This is a genomic window from Halomonas eurihalina, assembly GCF_008274785.1.
GTDB classification, from domain to species: Bacteria; Pseudomonadota; Gammaproteobacteria; order Pseudomonadales; family Halomonadaceae; genus Halomonas; species Halomonas eurihalina.
Window position 1 is genome coordinate 222316 of sequence record NZ_VTPU01000001.1, and the last position, 21935, is coordinate 244250.

The window sequence follows — 21935 nt, forward strand, 5'->3', positions numbered from 1 at the left end:
ATCAGAACTCGTCGAATTCGTTGCCCTCGTCTTGCTCGCCGTCGTTATTTCCCCCGCCGAGCATGCGTAGCCGCGTCAGCGGGTCCAGTCCCAGGAGCGAGCCCGTGCGCGTCAGTTGGGCAATGCAGTCATTGCGAACCGCGACATAGGGCGACTTCTTGATGCTGCCGTCGGCAGTGGGAACGGTCATGCCCTGGGCGGCGATCTCCTGCTCGGCCTGGAGCATGTAGGCAAAGCTGTTGCAGTAAGCGATCAGCAGCGGAGCGTCCTCGAGCTCGAACGTGCCGCGCTCGATCAGGATCTTGGACTGGGTCTTCCAGACGCGGACGGCCACCTCATCGATCAGGTCATCCGGTGGTGCGATGCGAGTCAGCGAGCTCTTGTGCTTCTGGCTCGACTTGCGCTTGCGCCCCCCTCCCGAGGCTCGAACCGGTGCGGCGTTGCTCATCCGAGCCCCCGAAAAAACTTTCGTTATTTCTCGCGTAAAAAAATCTGATTAGGCGGGCGGTGTCCGGCGGCCAGGGCGGTAGAGATTTGACCACCCCCCGGGGTCGTCAGCCGCCGCGCTGACGGGCCCGCTGGGCTTCCTCCAGCGTCTTCGCCTTGTGGCACGGCCCGCATAGGGCCTCGAGGTTGTGCCCGGCTGTGGCGCCGCCCTCAGCCGTAGGTACGATGTGGTCCACCTCGCTGGCTTCGGCTGCCCGGCCGGCTCGCCGGCATCGCTGGCACAGGTACTGATCGCGCTCGAGGACTTGGCGACGCAGTCGACGCCAAGGCCGGCCGCCACGACCGCGACCGCCACGCCCACGGGTCCACGGCTTGGCCAGATCCGCGTGTTCCTCACAGTAGCCGTGGCGCTCCCGGGTGAGGTTGCCGCACAGTCGTGCGCGACATGGACTAGCAGGACGTCGAGGCATGGAATGTGATCACCTCGACGTGGCCACGCAACGTCTCACGCAGCACGCGCTTTCTCCACTTGTCCGCGCGAAGCGGCGTGCGGCACCTAACCAGCTTCCCCTTCGAGGTGTCCGCCATTACCACATGGCTCACCTCGCGGCCGTTCAGCAGCACCTTGCTGCCTGGCTGTGTGTTGTCCACGGTATAGAGCATCACTTAACCCTCGTCTTGACCGCATCCATGAAGCCTTTGCCAGCGGTGCCGCGAGCGATCTTCTCCCCGGAGCGGCCGGCGATGTAGCCACCAACGCCCAGCGTCATCAGATCCCACATGCGCTCGGGCAGCTCGAGTTGCAGGCCTACACCAAACATCGCGCCCAGGTACGGGGCTAGCAGGTAGTTGTTCGCGATGATGACTACGATCACCATCATCAGCAGCGGGCGCCACGAGCGCTGAATCCAGCTCTCACCCTGCGCCTCCGCCAGGATGATCTCCATCCGGGCCTTCATCGCAGAATCGCGAGACTCGATCAGGCGCGTCTTGATCTGTGACTTCAGACGATTGGCCTCGTCCTTGTCGGTCACGGCCTCGTCGATCACGTCGAACAGCGGGCCAGTAAGTGCACCCAGGGCTTTCTCGATCAGTCCCATCAGTAACCTCCTATCAAGGCTGCACCCAGCTTTGATAGGACAGTGAGCAGCCCGCCCAGCAGGAGCATGCCGATAGCTCCCAATGCGGCCCAGCGCCCAGAGAGCTGGCGATGTTGGTGCGATCCAGTTGCCTCGGCTACGGCATTGCGCAGCTCGACCTCGCGCAGGCGCTGAGAGTGGTCGGAGAGATGCGACTCGTGCGCCTCGAGCTTGGCGCCCTGGCTGTGCTGACGCTCCTCGATGCGAGCCATCCGCTCGTTGAGTTCTTTGATGCCGGATTCGATGCGGTCGAGCTGTGACCGATTGCTCGGCACTTGATCCATAGTCACGTCGCCCCCCTGCCCGCAGGCAGTTTGACGACTCGGTCATACCAATCGCGGTCACGCCCGGCGAGTTGGCCGCCGGCGTCCACATATACCCTCGCCAGATTCTTGAGCTCGTGCTCACGCTGCCCATAACCGGCGCCCGGCAGGCTCGCCCAGATGTTCGAACAGGCCTCGACGGCCCGGCTGAACCGGCCGGACTGGATGAGAGGCAGTGCCCGCTGCTCGCGGATCTGCTGGATGGCATAACGATCCTGGCTCTCGGGCCCGAAATCGGGCAGGCCTAGCTGGCGCTGATAGTGGCGCCAGTACCGCGACAGGATTTGGTATCGACCGGCCGCCGTTGACCAGACACCTGGGGCGTACTCGATGGCTGAGGCGTTGATCAGCGGATGATCGGCATACTCGGCAAAAAGGTGCAGGTCGCCGGGCAGCGATCCGACCAGGACGTCGTAGCCGTCATCGGACATCGCCAGCATCTCCGGACCGATCTCCGCGTGCGCGATGGTGTCGAGGAACGCGCACACGTTCCGGCCGCCGGCGGCAGCTGGTGAGATGCGAGGCATGATGACTCCGGAGCGATAAGAAGCCGTTCCCCTCAAGGCAGGGTGACAAGGGGACGAAGCACCCGAGGAACGGCTAAAACGAAAACGCCCCGCCGGAAAACCGACAGGGCGTTGATGTGAAGTGGCTTTGAGCGCATAGCGCGATCAGCCTACTAGATAAGGTATCTCCAACCGGACACTTCGTCAATATGTTGATCGCATGTTTCTTCAGCGAGCCACTCGCGCAAGCGCTTCCTCGCACGTTGAGCGGCCTTCTGGAGATCCTCGACGCTCTGGAACGGGGTCGGCACGTACTCCACCATCCCCAGGTCGCGCAACAGTAATGCCTGGCGCTCCACCATCTGGGATGCGGTCACGGCCCACTGGCTGCTGCCCAGTTTGTCAGGCCTCACCCGAGCCGCCTGCAGCATCATCGCTGCCGCCTGTCGCTTGGGCATCTGATCCAGAAGCCACCCACATACCCTGTGCCAATCACTCTCCGGCCGATACCGCTCAGCCGCCAACATGGCTTGATCGATATTGCGACCACTCCCCGGCATGGGCACAGTCCCGGTCACTGAGAATGGCTTATACCCGACGCTGTCATGACGTCGGACCAGCTTCAGCTCCAGGCAGGTATCGATGATGCGCACCACCGCAGCATCCCGAGCGAGCTCGTCATAGGCTGCCGCCTCCACGATCCGCCAAGGGTTGGCCACCTTCAGCCACTCATCACGGGTCATTCGCTTCGTCCCCTTTTCTCCATTCCGTGCCGTTCGTCAGCGCCAGCCGATCGCCCATCACCAAGGTGCGCGGCCAGCTCGCATATTCGCGCAGTACCGCCTTGGCTTCCTCGAAGCCCAGCGCCAGCGATGAGCAGTAGCCCTCATATTCCGATCCCTCGAGCCATTCGCGCTGGCTGTCGGCCAGACCGGCATTTCTCGGTGGCGTGGCCTTCAATTCGAGGTAGAGACCATGCCACCCACCTCTGGCTTGCCGGACCACCAGGTCACTCACCCCGGACTTCACGCCCTGGCGCTTCATATCCATGGCCGTCTTCTTGTGACGCGCCCCACCATTGGGTGGGTGATAGATAGCGTCGTAGAGCTCGCCCACCGGCTGCCCGCGCATCTTCTCGCCATACAGCCACCGGATCAGGGCCATCTGCTCCTGCCCTTCCCAATCGACATGCCGCCGGCGTGGCTGGGATGCCGGTGCAGGCAGCCCACCACCGGGCGGTGCGCTGCTCAAGGACTTCTGACGCCATGTGCGCTTCTTCTGCGCCGGACGTTTCCCCTGGTTCCAGCTCATGCCTCGTTCCTTCTCTTCCAGCGCCCAAAGTCCGCAACGATCCGTCGAAACATCGCTGCCGCTTGCTCATCCCGATCCAGGTCTGCACGACTTTCCACGCCACATGCCCGGCGCATGGCATCGGCCGCGTCCTCGGCGTTGTGGGTACCGTCCGGGAGCTGCTCGCGTGTCAGCCCCTTGTCACGACGGGCACGCGCGTCGAGGTAGCGGCCAAACGCAGGCAGGTTGCAGAGCATCCCGGCCTGCTGCGCAAGGCTCTGCCGATCAGTCGTCATTGTGAATGTCTCCCCGGGCATCCATGTCACTCATCACCCGCCAGACGTTGCCCAAGACGAAGGCGGCAAGAATGACGAGCCCGGCCAACACCCAGGCGATCCAAGCGATCAAACTCATTGCGTCACCTCGCTCGGCTGCTTAATGGTGCGCGGCGTCCAGCCGGTAATTTCGGATGTACGATCCCAGTTAGCACCCTCGTCGAAGTCGACGCGCTTCAAGCAACTGGCTCGGCAAGCCAGGTTGCCCGACAACAACACCCACGGCCCGCTTCCCCATGCAAGGCGTTCAGTCGCGCCGGGTGGTTGATAGAGCCGCATGACCATAGCCTCGAGGCCTTCGTACTCTGGCCGGACGCCCACCACAGCGATAACCTGATCACCCTTGCGCAGCGGCTTGCCCTGACAGTCCCGGCCCAGCACCCCGGTCAGTCGGTCGTGGATGCGCATAAAGATGTTCATACCGACACCTCCGCTCCCCTGGCATTGATCCGCTGGGCATGCACCCGGTCGGCCTGCTCGCGACCGGCATCGGTCAGCCCATAGGCGGGATGCCATACCTCGTTGATCTCCTGCTCGGCGACGATCCGCACCCAGCCACGACGCTCGAGGCGGTTCACCGTGTTGGCCACCTGGCGCCAGCCTGGCCCTTCGCCGTGGGCGGTGGTGATCCGGCGACGGATAGCGTGGATGGCCTGCCCTGGCGTTGAGCGCAGCGCCAGCAGCACCTCGTGTTCGATGTCGATCGGCTTCATGGCTGGGCCACCTCCGTGCAATCGTCGAGCAGGTCACCCCGAGGCGCGTCGTTGGCCTCCTCGGGCACATAGGCCAGGATCTGGCGGGCCGGTTTGCCGGCAGTTCCAATCACGGTCAGTTGGCCGGTATCGAGCAGTTCGCGGCAGCGACCGCAGATCGAGGACAGCGCCAGCCCGGTCAGCTCCGAAAGGCGCTGCCGAGTGCATGGGCCACCCTGCCGGATGGCATCGAGTACCTGCTGGTGCTGGCGGGCCTGCCGACCCGAGCGCCGGACATCGTCATAGCCCTCGCGGGATACTTCCCGGCCAGCGGGCTGCATCAGTGCCGTCATCACCAAGCTCCCCGTTTTTCCATGTACGCAACCCCCGCCCCCATGATGATCGCCACGGGGATAGCCAGAATCAGCGCGCCCATTCCATAGGCATGGACCAGCGCCCCTCCATTGACCCCGCCAGTCACAGAGACCAGCACTCCAAGCAATCTCATCGTCATCCCCTCCCCAGCGCGGCACGCAGGGAGCGCAGTCCCTGGTCGGCGTTCATTCGATGCGGCAGGCCGGCGTCATCCACCAGCCGGTCGGCGCGTTCCTGCCCGGCCCGCTCGGCGAGTTCGGCTTGTGAGCGGTGGCCGTCGTGCTCGAGCAACTGGCGCGGCGTCAGGTCCTCGCCGGCCATCACCCGATTGACCAGGGCTTGGTACTCGCGGACGAACCGCTTTTCGAGGCGTGGCCACTGGCTCTGCGCCGTGGTGTGCGTCAGGTCCCACCAGCCGACGGCATTGCCGGCCAACCTCACGGCCTCATGGCTCCACCGGTGCCGGCGAGGTTCATGGGCGTGGGCCAGCGCCTCGCGCCAGGCCTCACCAGTCGCCGGCATACCGAAGTCCTCCGGGGTAGGCGCCAGCATCGAGACCAGCACCGGGATCGTCGGCGGCCAGGTACTCCCCGCTCGCTTCAGTTCGCTCATCGCCCGCTCGACCACCTGCCGCGTCGGCAGTGCCGACCAGCGGGTCAGTTCCTGCGCCAGCTCCCGACGAGCCAGATTCAGCATGTCCGCACTCGGGAACGCACTCGCCCAGGTCCTCGGAAAGATCGCTTCCAGCCGGGTGAACACCTGGTTCACCAGCGCCAGCGTCTGCTCTCTCGGTGGTGTCGTCTTCTGGCCACCAGCCGTCTGCCCAGCTGGTGTCTCCCGGGTTGGCGAGCTGTTCCCGGACCGCTTCGCGTTCAGACCGGCGATCGTCGCTTCGGTAAGCTGCTGGGCGTTGTGCATGGTCAGGTCCTCCGGTAGGAGCCAGCGGCTGGCGCTGACGGTTCTCGCTCAACCACTTGGCCAGGCGCTCGTGCCACCCCTGGTGGGTGCGGCGCTGGTGTGGCTGCTCGGCGAAGTGGGTCACGAAGTCCGCCAGAGTGGCGGCATCGGGCTGGGTGTCGGCTGCCATGCCCCGGCGCTGGCACGCCATGGCCAGGGCGCCAGCATCGGGCTGCCAGTCGTAGGTCATCGGTTGCTGGCGTGACGTCGGGGTGTTGTCGACCGGTCGGCCCTGGTCGTCCTGCTGGGCTGCTCGATCGAACACGCCACGCGCGTCAGAGGGAGGGGGGTTTAGGTTCACAGTGGTAGATTCAAGGGGTGACACCGGTGTCACCCTCCCCCTGACAGGGCTGTCACCCTCCCCTGACAATTTGTCACCCTCGGAGGGTGTCAGATTGTCACCCCCTTCCACCGACTCAGCTTGGTCAGAAGTAGAGGGGGTGACAGATTGACACCCTGCCCCGACGGCCAAGCGGTACCGATTCGACTGCTGACGTCCATTGGCTGCCTGGCGCTTCTGCACGGCCAGCAGACCACGCTCCTCGAGGGCATCGATCGCACGCTGGACGCTCCGGGTTGAGCAGCCCATTTCCTCGGACATGGTCTTGATCGAGGGCCAGCACACGTGGTCCTCGTCGGCATAGTCAGCCATCAGCATCAGCGCCAGCCGTGCTGGTGCGCGAACATCCGAGGGCAGCGTCTTCATCGACTGCCGGGCCCAGTTCATTGCCGCGAGGCTCATGCCACACCCCCGGCGTTGTAGAGGGCCATGGTGTCACCCGCTACAGTGGGAGTTCTCACGCAACCCAAAGGAGCAACACCATGACCGAAACGGATCAAATGCTGAGGACTGTCCTGCTGACCCAGGCCGAGATCTTGGGTCGTCTTTCGAGAATCGAATCGGCACTGGCTGATAGCCAGACCTTTGACGACCGGATGCAGAGCCACCTTATGGGCACTGGTCGGCCCAGGCACGACATCGATCCGCGCCATGACTGCCTGGCCGAGCTTCAGTCGCTTCTCGACTCGGACTCCGGGCAAGGCCTCCTGACGGAGATCGAGGATCTCGTGGACAAGGTTCGCGGCAGGATCTGACATCACGCATCCCCCTTGAACCGTGCCCGTCGAATGGACTCGCGCTTGATTCTTCGATTCCAGCGACGGGCACCGCCGTACCAGATGATCAGCTGGTCCAGTACCCCATACCGGGCGGGTCTGGGATCGGCCCACTCGGGCTGACCCGGAGCTTCATCCACGGGAAGATAGGGTTGAACGAAAAGCGGTCCGCTACCGATCCACAATGACCACCCTGTAGGCTCATGCTTCAGGTAGTAACGGTGGGCGCTCCACTGCTCAGGTTCACGCAACGCCCTTACGACCCGCCTCGCTTCTTCGAAGAACATCACGCTGCCCCCTCGAGCTGCTCGAGCTCGTGCTGGTAGTGGTCGGCAAAGAACTGGTGCATCAGCCGGCGACCGTTGATGCGTACCTGGGCGTCGTCGTCCCACGCCTCGGTCAGCGCCAGCAGATCGGTCATTGCCTGGTGGTACCGCAGGTCACAGCAGAGGCGGGCCAGCATCGGGCCGGTCACGGCCAGCTCAGCACGCTCGCGCTGCAGGCGGTTCGTCTCGTCGATCAGGTGGTCGCGGTAGCGACCCATCGGTGTCGTTGTCATCGTCGTCATGACGTCCCCTCGCCCGCTGGCCTAGAGCCGCAGCCCAATGCGGCGGATTTCAGCCGCAGACAGCTTCCCCTCGCGCTGCATAGAGGCGAGGGTCTCGCTGTAGCGGGTCCGCCCAGTCAGTTCGGACAGCGGCAGATGACCTCTCTGCAGCCACTCGTGGACGTACTGGTTGCTCCGATTCAGCCGCTTCGCTACGGCAGGAGCGCCACCGCAATCGTTGATGACGTCTTTGAGAGATGTGGGTTGAGTCGTCATGGCCAGCCTTAATATCAGGTCTACTCCTGATTATGCTAGCCTCATTGGCCTGATATTGGCAAGACAATACCTGATTTTCGGTATTGAGAATGGATGTGAGGTGCCTACAATCAAGCTATTAGTTGATAATCGCGAGATACCCGATGCCCCGCCGCAAACCCACGGATGAAGAGAAGCGCAGGATGTGGGCCGCCATATCCAAGGCGGCGATGGACTACCATGACCACCATCAGGAGCGAGGGCTGGGCGTACTGATTGCCGACGACGCAGGCGTTAAAGCCCAGTCTGTGTCCGACTGGAAAAGCCTGAAAACGGCACCGAGCGACAAGATCCTTATACGGCTAGCATCCAAATATGGCGTTTCAGCCGCCGAGCTGGCCGGAGAGGACGCACCTACACAAGCAGGCCTCGCAACCGATGAGGCGCTGAGGCTGGCCGGAGAGCTGACCAGCACGGTCACCAAGGCCGCCTTGCCAGAGGGGAGCGTCGAACAGTTCAGTTCCGTGATGGAGAAGGCTCACGAACTGGTCTTGCAAGGCAAGGGAGAGGATGAGGCCTACGGCATACTGTTCAGATATGCTCTCTCCATACGTGAGCAAGCCCCTCCCTCTGAGTAACCCCCGCCATACATCATGCAAGCCCGCAAAACTGCGGGCTTTTTTATGTCTAGCACATCGAGGTAGCTGTATCTGAATTCTTCGGTTACTGTATATATAAACAGCATTACATGAACGCGGGGGAATCCATGGAGGAACGGTCTAGCGCCACTCCTGACACTGATGGCCATGATCAAAACACGCAGGAACGCTCGCGAGAATCTCTCGTGAACCTATGCAAGGCGTTCGACCTGCTGCGTGCTCGTAAAAAAGTTGAAGAAAATCCCGCCCGAAATTCAAGATCATAAACCTGATCTTCTCTCCACACTCCTCCCTTTATCAGTTTATCCCTTGATATTTTAGATCCGCGCTCCTAACATCAGGCCATAACCTGATTATCAAGGCGATAACACATGGACCTGACCAAGCGACAAGCTGAGATAGTGAGCCGTCTGGCTGATGGCATGACCGCCGAGGAGATAGCCATCAGCCTCTGTCGATCAGTCCTAACAGTGCGAACACAGGTAAAGCAGGCTTGCCAGCGCACCAACGCCCGCAACACTGCTCACCTGATCGCCATTGCCATATCACGCGGATGGATCGCCCCGCTCGCACTGGCGTTGATGCTCGCCGACCTGCACGGCCAGACGACACGCGCCCGTCAGCCAGTGACTACACGCCAACCCATCACATGCAGCAGCCGAGTAGGTCGTCGCGACCTGGGGAGCGTGCTGGCATGAGCACTATCACGATCCCTCTTCGCCACATGGCTTCCGCCTGGCGCGAATACGCCCAGCGCGACGGCGTAACTGATCCCGATGTCGAGTTGGTCGCGCATGAGGTCACCCCGGGCAAGCCGCGTACGGGTTATCGCCCCGCCTTCAAGGTGCCGGGCACCTACCTGTCCATCGAGATCGTATCGAGCCAGCCACACCGCACACCTGCTGGGGCCATCCGGTGGCTCACGTGGATGCTCGAGCGGCTGCACGACAACGGCAACATCACACTGCGCGACCGGGAGGCGTCATGAGCAACCTGACCGACCTGAAACGTCTCGTGCTGGGCTTCGGCGCCCTGCCTCTGGCCTGTGCCGGCCTCCTGGTTCTCGCCAACGTCCAGCAGACCGACCGCGAGATCGCCGCCGAGATGCAGCGGCAGTATTGCGCCGGCGTCGCCACCTGGCAGGCCGAGGCCCGTCGTGGCATTGCCCCGGAGATCCGCACCGGCCACCCGGACTACGAGGACATCGCCGACGAGCAGTGCCCGGGCATGTCAGCCCAGGGCCATGACCAGCGCCAGCTCGCCAGCAACTGAATCCCTGCGTTTCCCGGCCTCCGGGCCGGGCTTTTTATTCCGGAGGTTCTGCCATGCGCATGACCAAACCACAGCAACGTCTTGTCGCCGCCCTGCGTGAGCGCCAGCAGCTTGTTTATCACCTGCATGGGGGGGCTGGCGGCTGTTCGACGGCACGCCCGTCCATCACCGCACCGTCGAATCGCTGGCCGACCACGGGCTGCTGATACCCGCTGCCAACGATCTGCTTGATGACCAGCCGGCCGCGTACCGGCTACCCGTCGAATAGCTGCCTGACCAGGAGATCTTATGGACGAAAAAACGAAAGAGCGCTTGCGCCGCCTTAAGGCGATGGCTGACGACGCTTCCAGCGAGCATGAGGCGATGATCGCCGCGCGCCGACTCCACGCGCTGCTCGCAAAGCATGGCATGGATGAGTCAGAGATCGATGACAGCGATGGAGTGAGCTGGGGCGACAAGAACACGCTGCTGGTACGCGGCGAATGGTGCCAGGAGGTCATGTTCGCTATCGCCCGGCTGTATTTCTGCAAGGGGCTCACTCACGGCCAGCCGCGCTACCGACGCCAAGGAGAGGGAGCTGGCAAGCGCTTCTCCCTGGTGGGGAGAGAGCTTCACCGCGAAACGGCGATGCGCGTCATTCAGTCGGTCGTGAGATCTGTCTACGCGGAGGCGAAGCGTAGCAGCCGAGAGGTGCGCCCGAAGCACATTCACCCGATGACGTGGATTACCAGCTTTTGCGAGGGCGCGTCGTATCGCATCCGAGTGCGTGTACATGAGCTGATCGAGGCGGGACGTAAAGGCGCCCTGGAAGACGAGGATGGGGCGCAGCTACCGGTGCTTGCCTCGATGTATGACACCGCAGCTGCTGACATCAGCGCCCTACTCGCTGATACAAAAATCGGCGGCTGGCGCCCCAAAGGCCAAGTCCAGTCAGCAAGGGCGTTCAACAGTGGCGAAGCGTACGGCCATGGAGTTGCGCTGGGCTATGAGCTGGCGCAACACGCCCCCAACACCCTGACGCACGCTTCGGAGGCATAACCATGTGGTTCAAGAACCTTCAGCTGTACCGCGTCCACGCCGTGGCCGGCATCGACGGCGGCTGCATCGATGATCGCGTCGAGGCCAAGGAATCCCGTCCTCTTGGCGGCAGCGAAGCACGCCGCATCGGATGGTGCCCTCCGGCTGGCCGAGCCAGCATTCGGCGCCAGCTCTACCACCACCTGCAGGGCCAGTATCTCCTGTCCGCCCTACGCCAGGAGCGGATCTTGCCGCCTGCTGTGGTCAGTGAGGAGGTCGAGGAACGCGCCAGCGCGCAGGAGGCAGCCGAAGGCCGCAAGCTGCGCCGGCAGGAAAAGCTCACCCTCAAGGAGCAGGTCTACGAGGAACTGCTGCCCCGTGCCTTCGTCCGCACCCAGCGCATCGACCTGTGGTGGGACCACCGGCGCCAGCTCATCGGCATCAATACCAGCAGCCGCAAGCGTGCCGAGGAAGTGCTCGACCTGCTGCGCGAGACGCTGGGCAGTCTGCGCGTCACCCCGCTGGCCACCAACACCCTGCCGATGCGGGCCATGACCCACTGGATGATCGCCCCATCCAACCGCCCGGCCGACCTAATCATCGGCGACCAGGCGGAACTGAAGGCCAAGGGCGACGACGGCGTGATCCGCGCCCGCCAGGTGGATCTGGACAGCGATGAAATGTTCAAGCACCTCGAGAGTGGCCGGATGGTCAGCAAGCTCGCCCTGGGCACTGAGGGGCGCATGACGTTCGTGCTCCACGACGACCTGGCCATCAAGTCCATCCGCTTCGACGACGCCGTAATCGACGAAGCCAGCCAGGCCGACGACGAAGGCGACGCCTTGGTGCGCCTCGAGACCGACTTCCTGCTCATGGCCCAAGCCCTGGGCGCCAGCATCGACCGCCTAATCGATTGGCTGGGAGGGGAAGCGCAGCAGGGACAGGAGGTGCCGTCATGAAAGAGCGCCCGATCCTGTTCAACGACGAGATGGTCCGCGCCATCCTCGATGGCCGGAAGACGCAGACGCGCAGGGTGGTGAAGTTGCAGCCGTCCAACGGCTGGTCATTCGAGACTGCTGAAGGCGCGGCCATGAGGCTGGGCTACATCACCAGCTCACACCCGAAGAAGGGGAAGTTTGGCGCATTCATTCGCCGCGAGATTCACCCGGGCTCTGGCAAATACGAGCACGACATCATCCCATGCCCCTATGGCCAGCCCGGCGACCAGCTGTGGGTACGGGAGACGACGCTGCGCGTTGAGGAGCACGGGTTCGTTGGCCCGGTATACACCGAGTCAGAGTATGGCCGAGAGGTGCTGGGCTGGGGGCTGCGTCCCGGTCCTGACGACCCTTCTGAGGTCGAGCCCCATGAGATCCGTCGACGGCCCAGCATCCACATGCCCCGATCCATGGCGAGATTACTGCTCGAGGTCACAGCCGTGCGTGTCGAGCGCCTGCAGGACATCACCGAGGCAGATGCCAAGAAAGAGGGCTGCGACAACTCGGAAACCGAGGGCGCTCGGTACTGCGGATGGTACGAGAAGCCTCGACGCGCCTTCCGCCGCGTCTGGGAGCGGATCAACGGCAACGGCTCATGGGCAGACAACCCATGGGTCTGGGTCGTCGAGTTCCAGCGAGTCGATTCGGAGGTGCCGTCATGACCGCCGACCCGATCCTCGACCCGCGCACCGGGAAAATGATCACCGTCTATGACCTCGCTCGCCAGACCGGCTTGGCCGCCCATGTCATCTGGCACCGCTATGAGTCTCTGGGCGTGCGTTCTATGACGCTGATCGCCCCCAAGGGCACACCCATCGACATTGATGCCGAGCGGGCAGCAGCCCGGCGTATCTTCCTGCGCTCGCGCGTCGGCATCCTCTCCACCCACCGGCTCGGGGAATTTGCCCGGGGCCTGCGCCAGCAATTGGGGAGCAAGGCAGCGTGACAAGTCGTGCAACACACACCCACCGCCAGCACGGTGGCCGGTATGCCGAGCTCAACCAGTTCGACGGAGGCAGTGCCCTGGAAGGACAAAAGCTGGTGGCCTACCGCGACCTCGACAAGGACGTGACGAGCGCCACCACGCTGGACGACTGGCGCCAGCATTGGCGGTCAATCGCTGCCGACGATTGCACGGTGTGCCTGGGTACCGGGCGGGACAGCATCAAGGGCAACAAGGGGCGCCCCTGCGGTGGCTGCTACGGGCTGGGAAAGGTGAAAAGGGACAGCGAGACACCGCAGGACATGTGGGAGCTGGCCGAGGTGGCCATCGGCGTGATCCAGCGCCAGCACCAGGAGCTCGGCCGGCTACGCGAGCTAGTCGCCCTTCCCGAGGTGCAGGAGATCATCAAAGCAAAACGCGACGAGTTACCGGACTGGGTGCAGCGCGAACAGCATTGGCGAGGGTCCGGAGGGCTTGGCCATGGCGGACGTCGATATACAGGAGACTGAAATGCAAGACATCAACCAGTGGTTAGATCCCAAGTACGTGCAGATCAGTCGGAAGGAGGCAGCCCGGATCCTGGGCCGAAGCCCTACCGAGTTCGATCGCCTGCGCAAGATGGACCCGGATTGCCCAACCGGATTCAAGACGGGAACCGAGCGAGGAGCACGGGTGCTCTTCCGCCTGTCGGAGATTTACCGCTATAGTGAGATCCTGATTGAGCGTGCCCAAGCATGATGGGCGCGCCAGCAAGAAAAAATTCAGGCATACAACGCAGAAATTTTTGTATGCCTCTATGTATGCCTTTTGGGAAATCGGCTTCTAGTACGTTGATTTATATAGTCTCTTCAAGTCTCCCCATCCGCACCATTTAATTCTTATTTTTCAGTAAGTTACTGAACACTCAGACGCCAAATGGGCATGGATATGCCTGTCTTGGGCATAGCGTGGTCAAGACGTTGGTCAGCATTTGACAAGCTCGCCTTCTCTGTTGGCACTGTGTGCGCCAACAGGCCCCTGCCATAAGCAAGAAGCCCACTTCATACGAATTGCTCGGCCAAGATGCCTGGGTTCTACCGATCGATGAAATCGGCGAGAACGAAAACATCGAGGTCACGCAATGGCACAAGAGGTTCGAGCGCCGATATGGCATCGCCGAAGGGCGTGGCGCTGGGCATCGCCCAACGCCGGACCGAAAGGCAGGATTGTGCGGCGATTGAAGCCTCCCACGGCTTCAATCGCCCAGATTGATGTCATTCTCGTCTGTCGCAGCCCCTGTAGCAGCCCCTGCACCAGCACCTATAACGGCACCTTGAGAGACATCGCCCCCCGTTACAGCAGCCGCTGCACCACCCACGGCCGCGCCCACGCCTGCTCCACTTAGCGCGCGTTCGCCTGTCGTCGTGCCACAGGCAGAAAGTCCTATGGCCATAAGACCAACCAACAAACCAGTTTTCAGTACATGCATATGGCTCTCCGATAGAGGGATAGTGCACCTATAGTAGCAAGCCGAACTGTCCGCGCCCTGTGGTAAAACAGCGACACACGCTCATGCCAGTGGTGTTTGGGTCCATATGCCGCCCTCCGCCTCTTCAGACATCCAACCAAGCCCGGCAGCATCACGATCCCGTTTCGGGGAGTCGAGTCACAGCCATCCCACGAACCACCGATGATCTCACGCCTCCTGCACGCACCGAATCCAGGTTCTGCAACTCGGTCTGTCGATCTGGCAGAGCCTCGTTCGACTACTGGGTGCGAGAAGACAATTCGGGAGGACAAATTCATGCGCAACGTCATTGTCGGCGCCTTCGTGTCACTGGACGGCGTCATGCAGGCGCCCGGCGGGCCCCAGGAAGACCCGACCGGCGGATTCCACTACGGCGGCTGGGTCATGCCGCTGATAGACGAGGTATTCGGTGAAGAGGTCGACAGGCTGTTCAATCAGCCGTTCGACCTTTTGCTCGGGAGAAAGACCTACGAGATTTTCGCGGCACATTGGCCATATGCCGAGGGTGGGGCCGACGATGGCGTGGCCAAGGCTTTCAACTCGACTACCAAGTACGTTGCGACTCGCAAGGGCCTGGAACTGACGTGGACAGGCTCGGTGGCCCTGCGTGACGCGGCACTCGATGTCACCAGGCTGAAGCGGGAAGACGGGCCAGCGCTGGTCACCCAGGGCAGTACCGATCTGATCCGAACACTGCTTGCCAGCGATCTCGTCGACGAGATCAGGATGTTCACCTTTCCGGTAGTGCTCGGGGGAGGCAAGAAGCTGTTTGACAATGGCGCAAGGGCTGCAGCGTTCAAGCTGGCCTCCCACCGCGTGTCCCCCAACGGGATCGTGATGGCCCAGTACGTGCGCGACGGTGCGGTGAAAACCGAGGACTATGCCATGGATCCTCCCACGCCGGCGGAAGTCGCGCGGCGCGAGAAGATGCAACGGGAAGGTTAGCCATCCACGGCGAAGCGCTGTACGACAGCTACCAGGCTCCATGATGGGGAAAGTGTCGGCAGGCGCCCCTTTAACCTTCGGCAAGATGTCTCTCTCACTTTCATCTTGTTACCACCGAGTGTCGCCATCACGCCACAGGGCAAAGCCCCGATGCCTTGCTAGTATTCATCGGTCCTATTCCCGCTGGAGTGATCATGCATCCAATTTTCCTGCTGCCGACCGTCATCGCCCTGTCCATCCTGACGGGTTGTACCTATCAGCCAGCGCGCATCGCCTCGCTTCCCGCCATCGTCATCGACGATGATCGGTATGATCGCGCATACGACAGGGACGATGACGAGGATCGCTGGGAACGCCGGCGGGAAAGAGAGGAAGAGCGCTGGGAACGTGAGCGCGAGCGTCGCGAAGAGGCGCGCGAACGCGCAGAAGAGCGTCGAGAGCGCCGCCGGGAACGCAGGGAAGACATGCATGATGACTGGGAAGACAGGCACGATGACTGGGAAGACCGGTGGGATGACTGAGGAAATGGCCCACCAATAGCACCAGGTACCCACGCGAACCGAATGAACGGCCTCTTCCCTCGACCGGCCTTCACCCTGCCAACCGGCCCTTGACCTTCACCAGGTTCGCGAGGCTTGCGGCATGCAGGTGTTTTCGAAAATATCGAATCATATATGGATTTTAAGTCTCTTTTGTTCGGGCTGCTAAATCTATTAGCATACTAATCATTGAGAGGGAGGCCTCTCGAGACACACCGAATCAAAGGAGACTCACCATGAAAATCAAGCCGATGCTCTCAGCACTGCTCATCGCCGCTCTCCCGCTCGCCGCCCAGGCTGGCCAGGCATCAGCGCTCACCATGCAATTGAACGAGCCGCTGTCCACGGCCAGCCAGACCGAAGACCAGAAGATTCAGGGCCATGCGCCGGTAGCGGATGCCTCATCCGACATCGTGGCCGAAGGCAGCAGCGCCGCCATGACCAAGGCCCGCCTCAAGCTGCAGGCAAAACAGCAACACATGACCGATATCGCAGTGACAGGCGATCCCCTGGCTCCGGCCCACGAAGCCACCAGCTAAGAAAAGCTGACGGGACAAGTTCCTGCCCGGGAAATACCGCCCCTGAGACGCCAGGCGTCGCCCCCACCCAAGGCGGCGCCTTCAGTCTTGCATACCAAGATGCCTTACCCGATCTGATCGCCCCTGTTCAGACACGCGCCCTCCCCCAACGAGCGGGCCGCCAGCCATCGGGCCATCGAGACAACACGGCGATGACCAGGCAGGCAAAGAGCAGCCGGGCCCAGAGCACTCCGGTCAGATCCGCTCCCAGCAGCAGAATCAACAAGGTATCTTCGATCACGCTGTGGCAGAGCCCGAGAAAACAGATCGCCAGGAAACTGTCACGCCGGCTCATGACACCAGCGTCGACATCGCGAATCAGCAGGCCTGCCCCATAACTCAATCCCAGCGTGAAGCCGATCACAGTGGTATTGGCCGCCGACCGACCGATGCCCAGCACGCGCAACAGGGGCGTCAGGGCGAGATGGATCAACCGCTCGAGTCCCAGGTGCCGTAGCACTGCCAGCAGCACCATCAGGGCGAGGATGATCAGATAGACCATCGCCAAGGTTCGCAATTGCGACACGCCCCACGCCAGGACTCCCTCCGGGGCCGCTGTCGGGCGCCAGGCGATCTCCGCAGTTTCCTGTAACAATCCGCCCGTTGAGTAGATCCAGTGCAAGATGCCGCCCAGCACCAATGCACCTCCCAGGCGCAGAGCCACCGTGACCCACCAGGGCACGCCAGCGCGTTTGGCGACGGCCCCTTCCACAGGCAGAGAATGTCCCACCAGCATCAGAACGCCGAGCACCGTGACCTGTGCCACGCTCAACGACGTGTCCCCGGCGACCTCGAAGAACACCACGAGCCCCGTGAAGATATTGGTCAGGAGAGTCGCCGCCCAGACCACGCCCATGGCGTCGGGCAACCCCAGCCAGCCCATCAACGGAGACAGCATCTCGCCGAGCCACTCGATGGCGCCGAGCCACTCCAGGCCCTTGACGACCAGCAATGCCGGTATCAGTACCTTGAGCAGGGTCACATAGACGAAAAACGCATCGCGCAGCAATTTCCAGCCGGCACTGGCACAGCGACGGATATACATAGCGGACTCCATGTCAGGAAAACAGAGACCATCCTAGTCCGCAGAGTGCAGAATCTTCTGTTAAATGCCCGAACAACGACCTATATTATGTCGAACTTCTTCTTTATTACCACATATTATGTCATTGGATAATCTCGACCGCCGCATTCTCGATCGCCTGCAACGTAACGCCGACATCACCAACCAGGCCCTGGCCGACGAAGTGGGCCTCTCTCCCTCGGCCTGCCTGAAACGCGTCAAGCGACTGCGCGAAGCTGGTATCATCGAGCGCCAGGTCGCACTGTTGAGCCCTGAGGCCATGAAGCCCTGTCTGCACATGGTGGTCGAGGTCACGATGGAGCGGGATCACAAGAGGCTTTATCAACGCTTCCAGGAGCGCGCCATCGCCGCATCCGAAGTCAAGCAGTGCTATCAAGTGACGGGCGAATGCGACTTCGTGCTGATCGTCGTTGTCCCCGACATGAATGCCTATGACCGCTTCTGCGACAACGTCCTTTATGCCGACGACAACATGCGCAAGTTCCGTACCCTGCTCTCGCGCAAGCGCAGCAAGTTCGACACATCGTCTCCGATCCCCGACTGAGCGATGCTCGACCGTAGCCGAGCCTCACCATGTAAACTCTTAAAAAAATACAAGTTTACATGTAAGGTAAGAGGCACATTTGCATGGCCTGCCCGGAGACCCGATGAGCGATTCCACCAGGAATTCCCTTTCTGCCAGGACCCCATCCCCCGTCTGGCATCCCTATGCCCATCTCAAGACCCAGTCTCCCGCCCCCAAGGTGGTCGGCGGCGAGGGCCCTCGTTTCACCCTGGAAAGTGGCGAGTCGTTGCTGGATGCCACCTGCTCCTGGTGGTGCATGATCCATGGCTATCGTCATCCCCGCCTGGTGCGCGCCATCCAGCAGCAGGCCGATGAGCTTTGCCACGTGATGCTTGGCGGGCTGACCCATGAGCCCGCCGACCGTCTGGCGCGTGAACTGGTGCGCATCACCCCGGAAGGGCTCAACCATGTCTTCTATTCGGACAGCGGCTCGGTGGGCATGGAGGTCGCCATGAAGATGGCCGTGCAGTACCAGTACCTGCGCGGCCAGCCAAACAAGCATCGTATGCTATCGCTGATGAAGGCCTATCACGGCGATACCGCCGGTTGCATGGCGGTCTGCGATCCCGAGGAAGGCATGCACTCGCTATTCGCCGGTTTTCTGCCGAAGCATCACTTCGCGCCGGCCCCCACCGCCCCGTTCGACGCCGACGATGACGCCGTTCAGGCGGATCTCGACGCCCTGCGCGAGGTGCTGGAAGCGCATCATCACGAGATCGCTGCCCTGCTCATGGAGCCGTTGCTGCAGGCTGCCGGCGGTCTCAACATGACCTCACCCGCCTACCTGCGCGGGGCCCGCCGGCTTTGCGACGAATTCGATGTCCTGTTGGTCCTCGACGAAGTGGCCACCGGCTTCGGCCGCACGGGACGCATGTTCGCCGCCGAACATGCCGAGGTGACACCGGACATCATGGTGCTCTCCAAGGGACTGACCGGCGGTTATCTCGGCCATGCCGCCACCCTGGCCACCGATCGTGTGCACGACACCTTCATCGGCGACAGCGGGCTTCACGCCTTCATGCACGGCCCCACTTTCATGGGCAATCCCCTGGCCTGCCGTGTCGCCCTGGAGAGTCTGGCGATCTTCGAGGAAGACGATTACCTGGGACGCATCTCGACCCTCAATGCCATATTGCGCGCGGAACTGCTGGAAGACTCGGCGCTGCACGCTCACCCAGCCGTGGTCGATGTACGCGTGCTGGGTGCCACCGCCGCGATCGAGGTCCACGACGCCGACTCGCTCGAGGGGGCGGCGGAGTTCGCCAGACACCAGGGGGTCTGGCTGCGTGCCTTCGGCCGCTGGCTGTACACCATGCCCGCCTACATCACCTCTCCGGAAGAGATGCGCCAGATCACCGACGCAATGAAGGGTTGGTTTCGGTAGCATGGCAGCACATTCACCGAACGTGCCCCCACCATGACGTCACTCAGCAAGACTCAGTCGAGCTTCTATCGCCGCCTCTACGTGGCCCACCTGGTGGCTGCCGGTACCGACAGCGTGCCGGCCATCACCGCCGCCACGGGCATGCCAAGGCGCACCGCCCAGGATACCCTGGCAGCACTGAGCGAACTGGACATTCATTGCGAGTTCGAACCGACTCCCGGAGAGCGCCATAACATCGGCCACTACGTGATTCGCGACTGGGGCCCCATCGACCCGAGCTGGGTGGCCAATCACGCCGAGCGGCTGCGTCAGGCGCTCGGTTATCCGCCAACCTGAACGTTATCTACCGCCGCCGCAATGGCACCGGCCACTGCTGAACGCGCCTGAGGACTGTTCTTCCAGCAACTCCCCCCGACCAGTACCGATGCCTCGTTCACCACATGTTCCACATCGGCCTTGGCAAGTTGGGCCAATGACCCATAACCGAGTTGTTCGAAACGCTGGATGACCGTCGCACCGACGCCCTTAACGTCCAACAGTATTCGCCTTTCCTCGTCACTGAAGCTCATCGCCGGGCCCTTTTCACTCCATGGAGATACACAGCAGCCCCGGATCACGGCACCCGGTAGGGCCGACAGGATCTATGCTAGATGATACGAGCGACGTGGAAAACGGCTATTTCAGGCCTTGAATTGAACCGACATATCGAGAGGAGGCGTCATTCATCATGTCCCTGACACCTTCCAACATGCTCGCGCTGAATAGTCCTCTCCCCTCCTTTCGCCTGCCCGACGCGGAGGGCCCCCGACAACACGCAGAAGCCCTCGATGGGCTGCAATATCAAGAGGAAATGAGCTAGCACCATGGCTACCGACGAGTCCGACATGCTCACCCTGCGCCCGGCCATGCCGGACGATGTTCCGCTGTTGCGCCACTGGGATACCCAGCCCCATGTCGAGGCAGCCTCACCCAACGATGACTGGGCCTGGGAGACGGAGCTGCTCCGTACACCGCCCTGGCGAGATCAGTTGATCGCCGAGATCGAAGGTCGTCCCATTGGCTTTGTCCAGATTATCGATCCCGCCCTTGAAGATAGCCACTACTGGGGCAATGTCGCGTCGGGACTGCGCGCCATCGACATCTGGATCGGAGAATCCCGGGATCTCGGGCAAGGATATGGCAGTCGCATAATGCGCCGAGCGCTGGAACACTGCTTCGCCGCACCGGGGGTCACGGCAGTACTGATTGACCCTCTCGCCGTGAATCGTCGCGCCCAGCGCTTCTACGAGCGCCTGGGCTTTCGCTTCCTGGAGCAGCGGCGCTTCGGCGACGACGACTGCTTCGTCTATCGCCTGACACGCCAGCAATGGCGCAGCCGCTCGACAGGACATGCCATCCACACGTCGGAGATCACCACAATGACGACACCCCACCTCTACTTCGAGATTCAGGCCGAAGCGCCCGACCGCGCCCAGCACTTCTATCGCGAACTCTTCGGCTGGACATTCACCCGAGTCGAGGGATTGCCGGTGGACTACTGGCGTATCGAGGCCAACGGCATGCAGGGCGGCCTGCTGAAACGCCCCGCCGCCACCCCACCGGATGAATGCGGCACCAATGCCTTTACCTGCTCCTTCGAGGTCGACGACATCCACGCCAGCGCCGAGCGCATTGCCTCGCTCGGCGGCCGGGTTGCCCTGCCGATCTTCGCCGTTCCCGACACCTGCTGGCAGGGGTATTTCATCGATACCGAAGGCAATACCTTCGGGCTCATTCAGGTCGACGAGGGCTCTGACCTGACATGACGCCGGCCGCTTCTCGATCGTGCCGAACCGCAGGCCCCAGCTCAGATGCGAGCCAATATAGACATCGGCCGCGAAGAAGTGATTGCCGGCAATAAGGACAGGATAGCCCGATGCACCACGACACTGGTCACGGTTTCGGACCGCCTCCCACAGGGCCAGTCACAACAACGCCGCCACCCGCTCTAGCTCATCCTGGTTGAACACCCGGATACCGTGTTGCATCAGCAAGGCCGAGGTCACTCCTATCCCGGCCACCGTACGGCCGTCGAAGCGACCAGCGTAAATACGCTGGCTACCGCAGGAAGGACTGGCCTCGGTGAGGATGGCAAAGCGGATTCGATGACGGAGACACAGGGCCAGCGCCAGCTCGGCGCCATACCGGAAGGCCACGGAGACATCCTCGCCGTCACGGGTCATGACGCGCGCGTCCCTGGCCAGTACCTCAGTGCCTCCGCCTCCTTCGATCTCCGCCGGCGCGCGGGGCGTGGCAAGCCCGGCCTGCACCTCGGGGCATACCGTGACCAATCGCCCCTCCTCACGCCAACGCGCCAGGATGTCACTCTGCTGCGTCTTGGCCCGACCATCGTAACGAACCGGCTGGCCCAGCAGACACGCACTGATCAGCAGTTTTTCCATGGCTCTCCCATGCCTTTCCTT

General features: G+C 62.3%; 38 protein-coding genes and 2 pseudogenes. 20 read left to right on the plus strand and 20 right to left on the minus strand.

Features of this window, described 5'->3' with window-relative positions; all coding sequences use genetic code 11:
• Position 1: 1 nt before the first annotated feature.
• The 15 genes and pseudogenes from FZZ93_RS01135 to FZZ93_RS18680 all read right to left on the minus strand — a co-directional run.
• On the minus strand, positions 2–448 hold the full coding sequence (locus FZZ93_RS01135) for a phage terminase small subunit P27 family (protein WP_149320491.1): 447 nt from the start codon (positions 446–448) through the stop codon (positions 2–4).
• Between the two features lie 106 nt (positions 449–554).
• Positions 555–917 (minus strand): HNH endonuclease, encoded by a 363-nt coding sequence (locus tag FZZ93_RS01140; RefSeq protein WP_149320492.1) that lies wholly within the window; start codon positions 915–917, stop codon positions 555–557.
• A complete protein-coding gene (locus FZZ93_RS01145; RefSeq protein WP_149320493.1) occupies positions 898–1113 on the minus strand; it encodes a hypothetical protein in 216 nt (71 codons plus the stop codon). Before FZZ93_RS01145 ends, FZZ93_RS01140 begins: the two co-directional genes overlap by 20 nt.
• A complete protein-coding gene (locus FZZ93_RS18265) occupies positions 1110–1547 on the minus strand; it encodes a 3TM-type holin (protein ID WP_187774423.1) in 438 nt (145 codons plus the stop codon). Before FZZ93_RS18265 ends, FZZ93_RS01145 begins: the two co-directional genes overlap by 4 nt.
• On the minus strand, positions 1547–1876 hold the full coding sequence (locus FZZ93_RS18270; RefSeq protein ID WP_187774424.1) for a hypothetical protein: 330 nt from the start codon (positions 1874–1876) through the stop codon (positions 1547–1549). The genes FZZ93_RS18265 and FZZ93_RS18270 overlap by 1 nt, the downstream gene beginning before the upstream one ends.
• Entirely contained in the window at positions 1873–2436 is a 564-nt protein-coding gene (locus FZZ93_RS01155; RefSeq protein ID WP_149320495.1) for a glycoside hydrolase family 24 protein, read from the minus strand. Before FZZ93_RS01155 ends, FZZ93_RS18270 begins: the two co-directional genes overlap by 4 nt.
• A 152-nt stretch (positions 2437–2588) precedes the next feature.
• A complete protein-coding gene (locus tag FZZ93_RS01160) occupies positions 2589–3158 on the minus strand; it encodes a hypothetical protein (protein ID WP_149320496.1) in 570 nt (189 codons plus the stop codon).
• A complete protein-coding gene (locus tag FZZ93_RS01165) occupies positions 3148–3726 on the minus strand; it encodes a VRR-NUC domain-containing protein (protein WP_149320497.1) in 579 nt (192 codons plus the stop codon). Before FZZ93_RS01165 ends, FZZ93_RS01160 begins: the two co-directional genes overlap by 11 nt.
• Positions 3723–4001 (minus strand): hypothetical protein, encoded by a 279-nt coding sequence (locus FZZ93_RS01170; protein ID WP_149320498.1) that lies wholly within the window; start codon positions 3999–4001, stop codon positions 3723–3725. Before FZZ93_RS01170 ends, FZZ93_RS01165 begins: the two co-directional genes overlap by 4 nt.
• Complete coding sequence (locus FZZ93_RS18595) at positions 3991–4119, minus strand: hypothetical protein (protein WP_281290344.1); 129 nt, start codon at positions 4117–4119, stop codon at positions 3991–3993. The genes FZZ93_RS01170 and FZZ93_RS18595 overlap by 11 nt, the downstream gene beginning before the upstream one ends.
• Positions 4116–4460 (minus strand): hypothetical protein, encoded by a 345-nt coding sequence (locus FZZ93_RS01175; protein ID WP_149320499.1) that lies wholly within the window; start codon positions 4458–4460, stop codon positions 4116–4118. Before FZZ93_RS01175 ends, FZZ93_RS18595 begins: the two co-directional genes overlap by 4 nt.
• A complete protein-coding gene (locus FZZ93_RS01180) occupies positions 4457–4753 on the minus strand; it encodes a hypothetical protein (RefSeq protein WP_149320500.1) in 297 nt (98 codons plus the stop codon). Before FZZ93_RS01180 ends, FZZ93_RS01175 begins: the two co-directional genes overlap by 4 nt.
• A complete protein-coding gene (locus FZZ93_RS01185; protein ID WP_149320501.1) occupies positions 4750–5085 on the minus strand; it encodes a hypothetical protein in 336 nt (111 codons plus the stop codon). Before FZZ93_RS01185 ends, FZZ93_RS01180 begins: the two co-directional genes overlap by 4 nt.
• 157 nt (positions 5086–5242) lie before the next feature.
• Positions 5243–6025, minus strand: coding sequence for a replication protein P (locus FZZ93_RS18465; protein ID WP_407650222.1), 783 nt, complete (start codon positions 6023–6025; stop codon positions 5243–5245).
• A gap of 85 nt (positions 6026–6110) precedes the next feature.
• Positions 6111–6254 (minus strand): annotated as a pseudogene (locus tag FZZ93_RS18680) (DnaT-like ssDNA-binding domain-containing protein); the annotation flags it as partial.
• A gap of 258 nt (positions 6255–6512) precedes the next feature.
• Here FZZ93_RS18680 and FZZ93_RS18600 point away from each other — a divergent pair.
• Positions 6513–6644: a hypothetical protein gene (locus FZZ93_RS18600; protein WP_281290345.1), complete on the plus strand. Its 132-nt coding sequence runs from the start codon at positions 6513–6515 to the stop codon at positions 6642–6644.
• A gap of 6 nt (positions 6645–6650) precedes the next feature.
• On the opposite strand, the pseudogene FZZ93_RS18685 reads toward FZZ93_RS18600, so the two are convergent.
• Positions 6651–6806: pseudogene (locus FZZ93_RS18685) on the minus strand (hypothetical protein); the annotation flags it as partial.
• Positions 6807–6886: 80 nt separating this feature from the next.
• On the opposite strand from FZZ93_RS18685, the gene FZZ93_RS01200 reads away from it, so the two are divergent.
• A complete protein-coding gene (locus tag FZZ93_RS01200) occupies positions 6887–7159 on the plus strand; it encodes a hypothetical protein (protein ID WP_149320504.1) in 273 nt (90 codons plus the stop codon).
• A gap of 307 nt (positions 7160–7466) precedes the next feature.
• Here the strand turns inward: FZZ93_RS01200 and FZZ93_RS01205 are convergent, their stop codons facing one another.
• On the minus strand, positions 7467–7748 hold the full coding sequence (locus FZZ93_RS01205; protein WP_149320505.1) for a hypothetical protein: 282 nt from the start codon (positions 7746–7748) through the stop codon (positions 7467–7469).
• 398 nt (positions 7749–8146) lie between these two features.
• Here FZZ93_RS01205 and FZZ93_RS01210 point away from each other — a divergent pair, with 398 nt between their 5' ends.
• The 14 genes from FZZ93_RS01210 to FZZ93_RS01275 all read left to right on the plus strand — a co-directional run bounded on the left by FZZ93_RS01210 (position 8147) and on the right by FZZ93_RS01275 (position 16401).
• A complete protein-coding gene (locus FZZ93_RS01210; protein WP_149320506.1) occupies positions 8147–8620 on the plus strand; it encodes a helix-turn-helix domain-containing protein in 474 nt (157 codons plus the stop codon).
• A gap of 392 nt (positions 8621–9012) precedes the next feature.
• Entirely contained in the window at positions 9013–9339 is a 327-nt protein-coding gene (locus FZZ93_RS01215) for a response regulator transcription factor (RefSeq protein ID WP_149320507.1), read from the plus strand.
• Positions 9336–9629, plus strand: a complete 294-nt coding sequence (locus tag FZZ93_RS01220) for a hypothetical protein (protein WP_149320508.1) — start codon at positions 9336–9338, stop codon at positions 9627–9629. Before FZZ93_RS01215 ends, FZZ93_RS01220 begins: the two co-directional genes overlap by 4 nt.
• Positions 9626–9913 carry a hypothetical protein gene (locus FZZ93_RS01225; protein ID WP_149320509.1) on the plus strand — a complete coding sequence of 96 codons (288 nt, stop codon included), beginning with the start codon at positions 9626–9628 and terminating at the stop codon, positions 9911–9913. Before FZZ93_RS01220 ends, FZZ93_RS01225 begins: the two co-directional genes overlap by 4 nt.
• A gap of 53 nt (positions 9914–9966) precedes the next feature.
• Entirely contained in the window at positions 9967–10119 is a 153-nt protein-coding gene (locus FZZ93_RS18275; protein WP_187774425.1) for a hypothetical protein, read from the plus strand.
• Between the two features lie 82 nt (positions 10120–10201).
• Entirely contained in the window at positions 10202–10951 is a 750-nt protein-coding gene (locus tag FZZ93_RS01230; RefSeq protein ID WP_149320510.1) for a DUF2786 domain-containing protein, read from the plus strand.
• 2 nt (positions 10952–10953) lie between these two features.
• Complete coding sequence (locus tag FZZ93_RS01235; RefSeq protein ID WP_149320511.1) at positions 10954–11889, plus strand: recombination-associated protein RdgC; 936 nt, start codon at positions 10954–10956, stop codon at positions 11887–11889.
• Positions 11886–12590 carry an ASCH domain-containing protein gene (locus FZZ93_RS01240; RefSeq protein ID WP_149320512.1) on the plus strand — a complete coding sequence of 235 codons (705 nt, stop codon included), beginning with the start codon at positions 11886–11888 and terminating at the stop codon, positions 12588–12590. Before FZZ93_RS01235 ends, FZZ93_RS01240 begins: the two co-directional genes overlap by 4 nt.
• Positions 12587–12874, plus strand: coding sequence for a hypothetical protein (locus FZZ93_RS01245; protein ID WP_149320513.1), 288 nt, complete (start codon positions 12587–12589; stop codon positions 12872–12874). The genes FZZ93_RS01240 and FZZ93_RS01245 overlap by 4 nt, the downstream gene beginning before the upstream one ends.
• Positions 12871–13380: a hypothetical protein gene (locus tag FZZ93_RS01250; protein WP_149320514.1), complete on the plus strand. Its 510-nt coding sequence runs from the start codon at positions 12871–12873 to the stop codon at positions 13378–13380. Before FZZ93_RS01245 ends, FZZ93_RS01250 begins: the two co-directional genes overlap by 4 nt.
• 1 nt (position 13381) lies before the next feature.
• Positions 13382–13609, plus strand: coding sequence for a hypothetical protein (locus FZZ93_RS01255; protein ID WP_149320515.1), 228 nt, complete (start codon positions 13382–13384; stop codon positions 13607–13609).
• Between the two features lie 1045 nt (positions 13610–14654).
• Positions 14655–15323 (plus strand): dihydrofolate reductase family protein, encoded by a 669-nt coding sequence (locus FZZ93_RS01265; RefSeq protein WP_149320517.1) that lies wholly within the window; start codon positions 14655–14657, stop codon positions 15321–15323.
• Positions 15324–15517: 194 nt separating this feature from the next.
• Positions 15518–15844 carry a hypothetical protein gene (locus tag FZZ93_RS01270; RefSeq protein WP_149320518.1) on the plus strand — a complete coding sequence of 109 codons (327 nt, stop codon included), beginning with the start codon at positions 15518–15520 and terminating at the stop codon, positions 15842–15844.
• Between the two features lie 254 nt (positions 15845–16098).
• Positions 16099–16401, plus strand: a complete 303-nt coding sequence (locus FZZ93_RS01275) for a hypothetical protein (RefSeq protein ID WP_149320519.1) — start codon at positions 16099–16101, stop codon at positions 16399–16401.
• Between the two features lie 127 nt (positions 16402–16528).
• Here the strand turns inward: FZZ93_RS01275 and FZZ93_RS01280 are convergent, their stop codons facing one another.
• Entirely contained in the window at positions 16529–17485 is a 957-nt protein-coding gene (locus FZZ93_RS01280; RefSeq protein ID WP_149320520.1) for a nucleoside recognition domain-containing protein, read from the minus strand.
• A gap of 118 nt (positions 17486–17603) precedes the next feature.
• On the opposite strand from FZZ93_RS01280, the gene FZZ93_RS01285 reads away from it, so the two are divergent.
• The 3 genes from FZZ93_RS01285 (at position 17604) to FZZ93_RS01295 (ending at position 19809) form a co-directional block, all read left to right on the plus strand.
• Entirely contained in the window at positions 17604–18068 is a 465-nt protein-coding gene (locus FZZ93_RS01285) for an Lrp/AsnC family transcriptional regulator (protein ID WP_149320521.1), read from the plus strand.
• A 103-nt stretch (positions 18069–18171) separates the two neighbouring features.
• The gene (bioA, locus tag FZZ93_RS01290; RefSeq protein ID WP_149320522.1) at positions 18172–19473 is read left to right on the plus strand and encodes an adenosylmethionine--8-amino-7-oxononanoate transaminase; all 1302 of its coding nucleotides are present in this window, start codon (positions 18172–18174) and stop codon (positions 19471–19473) included.
• 33 nt (positions 19474–19506) lie between these two features.
• On the plus strand, positions 19507–19809 hold the full coding sequence (locus tag FZZ93_RS01295; RefSeq protein ID WP_149320523.1) for a winged helix-turn-helix domain-containing protein: 303 nt from the start codon (positions 19507–19509) through the stop codon (positions 19807–19809).
• Here the strand turns inward: FZZ93_RS01295 and FZZ93_RS01300 are convergent.
• Positions 19794–20042 (minus strand): helix-hairpin-helix domain-containing protein, encoded by a 249-nt coding sequence (locus tag FZZ93_RS01300; RefSeq protein WP_149320524.1) that lies wholly within the window; start codon positions 20040–20042, stop codon positions 19794–19796. The two genes, FZZ93_RS01295 and FZZ93_RS01300, sit on opposite strands and share 16 nt — an antisense overlap.
• A gap of 294 nt (positions 20043–20336) precedes the next feature.
• Between FZZ93_RS01300 and FZZ93_RS18480 the strand changes: the two genes are divergently transcribed.
• The gene (locus FZZ93_RS18480) at positions 20337–21278 is read left to right on the plus strand and encodes a GNAT family N-acetyltransferase (RefSeq protein WP_246146054.1); all 942 of its coding nucleotides are present in this window, start codon (positions 20337–20339) and stop codon (positions 21276–21278) included.
• Between the two features lie 159 nt (positions 21279–21437).
• Here FZZ93_RS18480 and FZZ93_RS01325 read toward each other — a convergent pair whose 3' ends face one another.
• Positions 21438–21914: a 2-thiouracil desulfurase family protein gene (locus tag FZZ93_RS01325; RefSeq protein ID WP_149320525.1), complete on the minus strand. Its 477-nt coding sequence runs from the start codon at positions 21912–21914 to the stop codon at positions 21438–21440.
• Between the last annotated feature and the right edge of the window lie 21 nt (positions 21915–21935).

What these genes read in the sequence shown, in the direction of transcription:
- FZZ93_RS01220 (WP_149320508.1), top strand. Translation starts at nt 9,336, where the DNA reads ATGAGCACTATCACGATCCCTCTTCGCCACATGGCTTCCGCCTGGCGC.
- FZZ93_RS01240 (WP_149320512.1), top strand. Translation starts at nt 11,886, where the DNA reads ATGAAAGAGCGCCCGATCCTGTTCAACGACGAGATGGTCCGCGCCATC.
- FZZ93_RS01170 (WP_149320498.1), bottom strand. Translation starts at nt 4,001, where the DNA reads ATGACGACTGATCGGCAGAGCCTTGCGCAGCAGGCCGGGATGCTCTGC.
- FZZ93_RS01135 (WP_149320491.1), bottom strand. Translation starts at nt 448, where the DNA reads ATGAGCAACGCCGCACCGGTTCGAGCCTCGGGAGGGGGGCGCAAGCGC.
- FZZ93_RS18480 (WP_246146054.1), top strand. Translation starts at nt 20,337, where the DNA reads ATGGCTACCGACGAGTCCGACATGCTCACCCTGCGCCCGGCCATGCCG.
- FZZ93_RS01300 (WP_149320524.1), bottom strand. Translation starts at nt 20,042, where the DNA reads ATGAGCTTCAGTGACGAGGAAAGGCGAATACTGTTGGACGTTAAGGGC.
- FZZ93_RS01280 (WP_149320520.1), bottom strand. Translation starts at nt 17,485, where the DNA reads ATGTATATCCGTCGCTGTGCCAGTGCCGGCTGGAAATTGCTGCGCGAT.
- FZZ93_RS01200 (WP_149320504.1), top strand. Translation starts at nt 6,887, where the DNA reads ATGACCGAAACGGATCAAATGCTGAGGACTGTCCTGCTGACCCAGGCC.
- FZZ93_RS01155 (WP_149320495.1), bottom strand. Translation starts at nt 2,436, where the DNA reads ATGCCTCGCATCTCACCAGCTGCCGCCGGCGGCCGGAACGTGTGCGCG.
- FZZ93_RS01245 (WP_149320513.1), top strand. Translation starts at nt 12,587, where the DNA reads ATGACCGCCGACCCGATCCTCGACCCGCGCACCGGGAAAATGATCACC.
- FZZ93_RS01165 (WP_149320497.1), bottom strand. Translation starts at nt 3,726, where the DNA reads ATGAGCTGGAACCAGGGGAAACGTCCGGCGCAGAAGAAGCGCACATGG.
- FZZ93_RS01215 (WP_149320507.1), top strand. Translation starts at nt 9,013, where the DNA reads ATGGACCTGACCAAGCGACAAGCTGAGATAGTGAGCCGTCTGGCTGAT.
- FZZ93_RS18265 (WP_187774423.1), bottom strand. Translation starts at nt 1,547, where the DNA reads ATGGGACTGATCGAGAAAGCCCTGGGTGCACTTACTGGCCCGCTGTTC.
- FZZ93_RS01255 (WP_149320515.1), top strand. Translation starts at nt 13,382, where the DNA reads ATGCAAGACATCAACCAGTGGTTAGATCCCAAGTACGTGCAGATCAGT.
- bioA (WP_149320522.1), top strand. Translation starts at nt 18,172, where the DNA reads ATGAGCGATTCCACCAGGAATTCCCTTTCTGCCAGGACCCCATCCCCC.
- FZZ93_RS01210 (WP_149320506.1), top strand. Translation starts at nt 8,147, where the DNA reads ATGCCCCGCCGCAAACCCACGGATGAAGAGAAGCGCAGGATGTGGGCC.
- FZZ93_RS01160 (WP_149320496.1), bottom strand. Translation starts at nt 3,158, where the DNA reads ATGACCCGTGATGAGTGGCTGAAGGTGGCCAACCCTTGGCGGATCGTG.
- FZZ93_RS01175 (WP_149320499.1), bottom strand. Translation starts at nt 4,460, where the DNA reads ATGAACATCTTTATGCGCATCCACGACCGACTGACCGGGGTGCTGGGC.
- FZZ93_RS18595 (WP_281290344.1), bottom strand. Translation starts at nt 4,119, where the DNA reads ATGAGTTTGATCGCTTGGATCGCCTGGGTGTTGGCCGGGCTCGTCATT.
- FZZ93_RS01265 (WP_149320517.1), top strand. Translation starts at nt 14,655, where the DNA reads ATGCGCAACGTCATTGTCGGCGCCTTCGTGTCACTGGACGGCGTCATG.
- FZZ93_RS01275 (WP_149320519.1), top strand. Translation starts at nt 16,099, where the DNA reads ATGAAAATCAAGCCGATGCTCTCAGCACTGCTCATCGCCGCTCTCCCG.
- FZZ93_RS01225 (WP_149320509.1), top strand. Translation starts at nt 9,626, where the DNA reads ATGAGCAACCTGACCGACCTGAAACGTCTCGTGCTGGGCTTCGGCGCC.
- FZZ93_RS01285 (WP_149320521.1), top strand. Translation starts at nt 17,604, where the DNA reads ATGTCATTGGATAATCTCGACCGCCGCATTCTCGATCGCCTGCAACGT.
- FZZ93_RS01230 (WP_149320510.1), top strand. Translation starts at nt 10,202, where the DNA reads ATGGACGAAAAAACGAAAGAGCGCTTGCGCCGCCTTAAGGCGATGGCT.
- FZZ93_RS01185 (WP_149320501.1), bottom strand. Translation starts at nt 5,085, where the DNA reads ATGACGGCACTGATGCAGCCCGCTGGCCGGGAAGTATCCCGCGAGGGC.
- FZZ93_RS01270 (WP_149320518.1), top strand. Translation starts at nt 15,518, where the DNA reads ATGCATCCAATTTTCCTGCTGCCGACCGTCATCGCCCTGTCCATCCTG.
- FZZ93_RS01325 (WP_149320525.1), bottom strand. Translation starts at nt 21,914, where the DNA reads ATGGAAAAACTGCTGATCAGTGCGTGTCTGCTGGGCCAGCCGGTTCGT.
- FZZ93_RS18275 (WP_187774425.1), top strand. Translation starts at nt 9,967, where the DNA reads ATGCGCATGACCAAACCACAGCAACGTCTTGTCGCCGCCCTGCGTGAG.
- FZZ93_RS18465 (WP_407650222.1), bottom strand. Translation starts at nt 6,025, where the DNA reads ATGCACAACGCCCAGCAGCTTACCGAAGCGACGATCGCCGGTCTGAAC.
- FZZ93_RS01140 (WP_149320492.1), bottom strand. Translation starts at nt 917, where the DNA reads ATGCCTCGACGTCCTGCTAGTCCATGTCGCGCACGACTGTGCGGCAAC.
- FZZ93_RS01235 (WP_149320511.1), top strand. Translation starts at nt 10,954, where the DNA reads ATGTGGTTCAAGAACCTTCAGCTGTACCGCGTCCACGCCGTGGCCGGC.
- FZZ93_RS01205 (WP_149320505.1), bottom strand. Translation starts at nt 7,748, where the DNA reads ATGACGACGATGACAACGACACCGATGGGTCGCTACCGCGACCACCTG.
- FZZ93_RS01180 (WP_149320500.1), bottom strand. Translation starts at nt 4,753, where the DNA reads ATGAAGCCGATCGACATCGAACACGAGGTGCTGCTGGCGCTGCGCTCA.
- FZZ93_RS01295 (WP_149320523.1), top strand. Translation starts at nt 19,507, where the DNA reads ATGACGTCACTCAGCAAGACTCAGTCGAGCTTCTATCGCCGCCTCTAC.